The sequence below is a fragment of the Hyphomonas sp. genome, assembly GCF_037969335.1.
Taxonomy (GTDB): Bacteria; Pseudomonadota; Alphaproteobacteria; order Caulobacterales; family Hyphomonadaceae; genus Hyphomonas.
This window is the reverse complement of record NZ_JBBKXE010000198.1, coordinates 1-5,339: the sequence shown is the minus strand read 5'-3', so window position 1 is coordinate 5,339 and position 5,339 is coordinate 1. Positions and strand designations below refer to the sequence as shown.

Below are 5,339 nucleotides of genomic sequence, written 5' to 3'. Positions count from 1 at the left end.
GCCCTGCGGGCCGCCCGTCCATGACCCTTACGCCCACCGATATCGATCGTCACAAGCGCCATATCCTGCTCAAGGAAATCGGCGGTCCGGGCGTGCAGAAACTGCGTGCGGCCGCGGTCTCCATTGTCGGGGCAGGGGCTTTGGGTGGCCCCTGCGCGCTCTATCTTGCGGCCGCCGGGATCGGCCAGATCGAGATCTGGGACGATGACCTGGTCGACCGCTCGAACCTGCAGCGGCAGATACAATTCGGCGAAGGTGATGTCGGCCGCCCAAAGGCCGAAATCCTGGCCGCCCGTCTCCAGGAGGCGCACCCGGACTCGCATATCCGCTGGCACCAGCACCGCTGGAGCGAAAGCCACCCGCTGGCGGGTGAGATACTGGTCGACGCGTCGGACAATTACCCGACACGGTACGCCCTCAACGCCATCGCGCATGCCACCCACCGCCCGATGGTGCATGGCGCCGCCGCCGGCTGGACAGGGCAGGTGAGCGTCTTCGCTTCAGGCGTGCAGGCAGACGCGCCCTGCTATCGCTGCTGGGTTCCCGAGACGCCGCCGGATGCCCAAGCCTGCGATGAGGTCGGCGTCGTCGGCGCACTGACCGGGATTGTCGGTTCGTCCATGGCACTGGAGGTCGTGAAGCGCGTGACCGGCGCCGGAACGCCGCTGGTCGGTCGGCTCCTGCTCATTGACGGCCTTGCAGGGACGCCAAGAACGGTCGGGTTGAAAAAAGATGCAACCTGTAAAGACTGCAACTGATCCAACGGCAATTGACAGGCGGCGCCGGGTCGACCCTATTGCGGCCTGAAAATGAATCAGATCCGGGGAGGGACCTATTCAATGCTGCGACGCCTGATAGCCATTTTTGTGACGGTTGCGATCATTCTGGGGGCGGGATGGTTCGTGATGCGCCGGTCGGATATCGGCTATGATCGCTTGGAATCCATGTATGCCAATACAGACAGCCGGTTCATGCCGATGGGCGGGGACATGCGGGTCCATTACCGCGATGTGGGCCCGCGCAATGCGCCCGTCCTGGTCCTGGTACACGGCTTCTCGGCCTCGCTGCACACATGGGAGCCCTGGGTCCAGGGGCTGCGCAAGGACTATCGCGTCGTCTCGCTCGACCTGCCGGGCCACGGCCTGTCGCGCTGTCTCGATGTCTCGCAGACGGGCATCCCCCAATTCGTCGACACGATCGACCGCGTAACGCGCGAACTCGGCATCGATCACTTCACGCTGGTCGGCAGTTCGATGGGCGGCCACACCGCCTGGAACTATGCGCTCGCCCACCCGGACAGGCTCGACGGCCTGGTCCTGGTCGATGCATCCGGCTGGCCGAAATCCGGAGACGAGGCTGAATCGTCACCGCTCGTCTTCAAACTGCTGGCCAATCCGCTGGCCCGCAGCGTCATGAAGGATCTCGACATGACGGGCATGATCCGGGGCGGGCTCGAGGACAGTTTCGTCGACCAGTCCCTGGTGACGGAAGATATGGTCCAGCGCTACGCCGCCCTCGGGCGCGCGCCCTGCCATCGCGCCGCGATTCTCAACCTGATGACAGACCGGAACGGGCGAACCGAAGCGAGCGCCGAGACACTCGCAGTGATCGCGGTGCCGACCCTGATCCTGCAAGGCGAGCAAGACAATCTCGTGCCTGCCTCGCATGGCGAGAAGTTCAATGCCGCAATCTCGGGCTCGGTGCTGAAACTGTACCCGAATGTCGGCCACGTGCCGCAGGAAGAAATCCCCGACCAGTCGCTCGCCGACCTTAGGGACTTCCTGTCGACGCAGGTCTATGTCGCGTCGGAAGACGTGACCCCTGACGCGGCAGCGGACGACTAGCGAACGCGCCTGCGATCAGGAAACGCGTTCCACCATCATGTGCTTGATCTTGGCGATGGCCTTGGCCGGGTTCAGGCCTTTCGGGCAGACCTGCGCGCAGTTCATGATCGTGTGGCAACGATACAGCTTGAACGGGTCTTCCAGGTCATCAAGGCGCTCGCCGGTGGCTTCGTCGCGGCTGTCGATCAGCCAGCGATAGGCCTGCAACAGGGCGGCAGGGCCGAGATACTTGTCGCCGTTCCACCAGTAAGACGGGCAGGATGTTGAACAGCAGGCGCACAGGATGCATTCGTAAAGGCCGTTGAGTTCGTTGCGGTCTTCTTCCGACTGCTTCCATTCCTTTTCCGGATCGGGTGTAACCGTCTTCAGGAAAGGCTGCACATAGGCGTGCTGGGCATAGAAGTTCGTCAGGTCCGGGATCAGGTCCTTGACCACGGGAAGGTGGGGCAGGGGCGAGATCGAAATGACGCCGCCGGGCAGCTCGTCGAAGCCCTTGGTGCAGGCAATCGTGTTCACACCCGCAATGTTCATGGAACATGATCCGCACACGCCTTCACGGCATGAGCGGCGGAATGCGAGCGTCGGATCGACGTTGTTCTTGATGTAGAGCAGGACGTCCAGGATCATCGTCCCGGCCTTGTCCATGTCGACCCAATACAGGTCCCAGCGCGGGTTGCCGCTCTCTTCGGGGCTGTAGCGATAGATGCGGAACTGGCGCAGGTTCGTGGCGCCCTGCGGCTTCGGCCACGTCTTGCCCTTGCCGACTCTGGAGTTCTTCGGAAGCGTTAGCTGGACCATCTTTAAACCCCTAGTAAACCCGAGCTTTTGGCTCGATATAAGCGATCTCGCTCGACATCGTGTAATCGTGCACGCCGCGATAATCGATCGTTACCTTGCCGGCGTCAGAGACCCAGGCGAGCGTGTGCTTCATCCATTTCGCGTCATTGCGGTCAGCGAAGTCCTCGCGCGCATGGGCGCCGCGGCTCTCTTCGCGGTTGGCCGCAGAATTCACCGTGACGGCGGCCTGTGCGATCAAATTGTCGAATTCGAGCGCTTCAAGCAGGTCGGTGTTCCAGACCAGGCCGCGATCCTTCACGTCCAGGCCCGGCAGTTTCTTGTAGACCGCGTTGATGGCCTCGACGCCGTCACGCAGTACTTCACCGGTGCGGAACACGGCGCAATTGTCCTGCATCGCTTTCTGCATCTCGAGGCGCAGCTTGGCGACAGGCTGGTCGCCGGTCGCGTTGCGCATCTTGTCGAAGCGGGCGAGGTGGCTGTCGGTCGCGCCCTTGGGAAGGGTCGGCTGCGTTGCGCCGGCTTCCGTGGTGGCGCCGCAGCGCAGGCCTGCCGCGCGGCCAAACACGACAAGGTCGATCAGCGAATTGGAGCCGAGGCGGTTGGCGCCGTGAACCGACACACAGGCCGCTTCGCCGACGGCCATCAGGCCGGATACAACCGAGTCGGCATCGCCATCCTTCTTGGTCAGCACTTCGCCATGATAATTGGTCGGGATGCCGCCCATATTATAGTGCACGGTCGGCAGCACCGGGATCGGTTCCTTGGTGACATCGACACCGGCGAAGATACGGGCCGTCTCGGAAATGCCGGGCAGGCGTTCGGCGAGAACGTCGGCGCCGAGGTGCTCAAGGTGGAGATAGATGTGGTCTTTTTCCGGGCCGACACCGCGGCCTTCGCGGATTTCCACCGTCATGGCGCGGCTGACAACGTCGCGAGACGCCAGGTCTTTCGCGCTTGGCGCATAACGCTCCATGAAGCGTTCGCCTTCGGAATTGGTCAGGTAACCGCCTTCGCCGCGCGAGCCTTCGGTGATCAGGCAGCCTGAGCCGTAGATGCCGGTCGGGTGGAACTGGACGAATTCCATGTCCTGCAGCGGCAGGCCGGCGCGCAGCACCATGGCATTGCCGTCACCGGTACAGGTGTGGGCCGAGGTGCACGAGAAGAAGGCGCGGCCATAACCGCCCGTCGCCAGGATCGTTTTCTGCGCGCGGAAGCGGTGCAGCGTGCCGTCGTCGAGCTTCCATGCGGTGACACCGCGGCAGACGCCGTCATCGTCCATGATCAGGTCGAGTGCGATATATTCGATGAAGAATTCGGTCTCTTCGCGAACGCACTGGCCGTAAAGCGTGTGGAGCATGGCGTGGCCGGTCCGGTCCGCTGCGGCGCATGTGCGCTGAACCGGGCCTTCGCCGAAGTCGCGCGTCATGCCGCCAAAGGCGCGCTGGTAGATCTTTCCTTCGTCGGTGCGGCTGAAGGGCATGCCCCAATGCTCGAGTTCGTAAACGGCAGCAGGTGCTTCGCGGCAGAGATATTCGATCGCATCCTGGTCTCCGAGCCAGTCGGAGCCTTTGACGGTGTCATACATGTGCCAGCGCCAGTTATCTTCGCCCATGTTGCCGAGCGACGCGGCGATGCCACCCTGCGCTGCAACCGTGTGCGAGCGGGTCGGGAAAACCTTGGTGATGCAGGCGGTCTTCAGTCCGGCCTGCGCGGCGCCAAGCGCGGCTCGAAGGCCCGAGCCACCCGCGCCGACAACGACGACGTCATAAGTATGGTCAATGAATTTATAGTCGGTCATCTTGGTTTCTCCCGCGGCCGCCATCAGGCGCCAGCGCCAATCCAGAGTTTCAGCACAGACAGGGCCACTGTCACGAACAGGGCGATCACCGCGAAACTGTTCAGGATCAGCAGTGCCGAGCGCGTGCTCGTTTTAGCGATATAGTCCTCGATGACGATCTGCATGCCAATCCGCATGTGATAGAACGCCGCGCCGGCCGTCAGGATCAGCAGGATGGCGTTCCACGGCTTGCCGGCCCATTCGGCGGCCCCGGCATAGCCGATGGATGACGCGTTGATCACCGAGTACAGGAACCACGGAACCAGGAAAACAAGTGCGATTGCGGTGACGCGCTGGCGGATATGATCGGAGGTCCCGGATTTGGCTGAACCAAGTCCACGCGTGACCTTTGCGGGGGTGACGAATTCGCTGTTTGCCATTGTTGATGACTCCTTAAAGCCAGAGAACAGCGGCCCAGATGGCCACCGATCCCAGAACGGCAAAAACATAGAGAAGAACGGAGACGGCGCTGGCTGTCTTTGGTTCGAACCCGACATGCGGGCCGTCCCAGAGCAGGAAACGTATCCCGCCCGCGAAGTGGAAAAGGACAGCCACGGTCCAGACAAACAGGATGATCTGGGCCGGGAGACAGGAAATCAGCGCCTCAACCTGCGCATAGGCCTCAGGTCCGGTCGCAAGCGCGACCAGCCATGCGGCGATCAGGAATGTTCCGACATAAAGGCCCATGCCGGTAAAACGATGCGTGATCGACGCGAACATGGTTGCGTGGGGTCGCCAAATTTGCAGGTGGGGCGACAGGGGGCGGGGATCGGCCCGGTTGGTGCCTGACATGAAAGCTTACCTCACCTGTAATGAAACGCTTGGCTTCGCGTTCTAGGCGCCTCTATGATCCTGTCAAC

At 62.4% G+C, this 5,339-nt stretch carries 6 protein-coding genes; 2 read left to right on the top strand and 4 right to left on the bottom strand.

The features are described from left to right. A partial coding sequence (locus tag AADA04_RS14730; protein WP_340694037.1) for a HesA/MoeB/ThiF family protein occupies window positions 1–758 on the top strand: 758 nt, incomplete at its 5' end. 81 nt (window positions 759–839) lie between these two features. Continuing rightward, window positions 840–1,844: an alpha/beta hydrolase gene (locus tag AADA04_RS14725; protein WP_340694036.1), complete on the top strand. Its 1,005-nt coding sequence runs from the start codon at window positions 840–842 to the stop codon at window positions 1,842–1,844. Window positions 1,845–1,859: 15 nt separating this feature from the next. Here AADA04_RS14725 and AADA04_RS14720 read toward each other — a convergent pair whose 3' ends face one another. From AADA04_RS14720 to sdhC, 4 genes are read right to left on the bottom strand one after another with little or no spacing between them, the layout of a single operon-like run. After that, window positions 1,860–2,642, bottom strand: a complete 783-nt coding sequence (locus tag AADA04_RS14720; protein WP_340694035.1) for a succinate dehydrogenase iron-sulfur subunit — start codon at window positions 2,640–2,642, stop codon at window positions 1,860–1,862. A 10-nt stretch (window positions 2,643–2,652) separates the two neighbouring features. Next, window positions 2,653–4,440, bottom strand: coding sequence for a succinate dehydrogenase flavoprotein subunit (sdhA, locus tag AADA04_RS14715; protein WP_340694034.1), 1,788 nt, complete (start codon window positions 4,438–4,440; stop codon window positions 2,653–2,655). A 23-nt stretch (window positions 4,441–4,463) separates the two neighbouring features. After that, complete coding sequence (gene sdhD, locus AADA04_RS14710; protein WP_340694033.1) at window positions 4,464–4,859, bottom strand: succinate dehydrogenase, hydrophobic membrane anchor protein; 396 nt, start codon at window positions 4,857–4,859, stop codon at window positions 4,464–4,466. Between the two features lie 13 nt (window positions 4,860–4,872). Continuing rightward, the gene (sdhC, locus tag AADA04_RS14705) at window positions 4,873–5,271 is read right to left on the bottom strand and encodes a succinate dehydrogenase, cytochrome b556 subunit (protein ID WP_340694032.1); all 399 of its coding nucleotides are present in this window, start codon (window positions 5,269–5,271) and stop codon (window positions 4,873–4,875) included. Between the last annotated feature and the right edge of the window lie 68 nt (window positions 5,272–5,339).

Bases quoted from the DNA above. Each gene is read 5' to 3' on its own strand.
- AADA04_RS14725 (WP_340694036.1), top strand. From the start codon at position 840: ATGCTGCGACGCCTGATAGCCATTTTTGTGACGGTTGCGATCATTCTG.
- AADA04_RS14720 (WP_340694035.1), bottom strand. From the start codon at position 2,642: ATGGTCCAGCTAACGCTTCCGAAGAACTCCAGAGTCGGCAAGGGCAAG.
- sdhA (WP_340694034.1), bottom strand. From the start codon at position 4,440: ATGACCGACTATAAATTCATTGACCATACTTATGACGTCGTCGTTGTC.
- sdhD (WP_340694033.1), bottom strand. From the start codon at position 4,859: ATGGCAAACAGCGAATTCGTCACCCCCGCAAAGGTCACGCGTGGACTT.
- sdhC (WP_340694032.1), bottom strand. From the start codon at position 5,271: ATGTCAGGCACCAACCGGGCCGATCCCCGCCCCCTGTCGCCCCACCTG.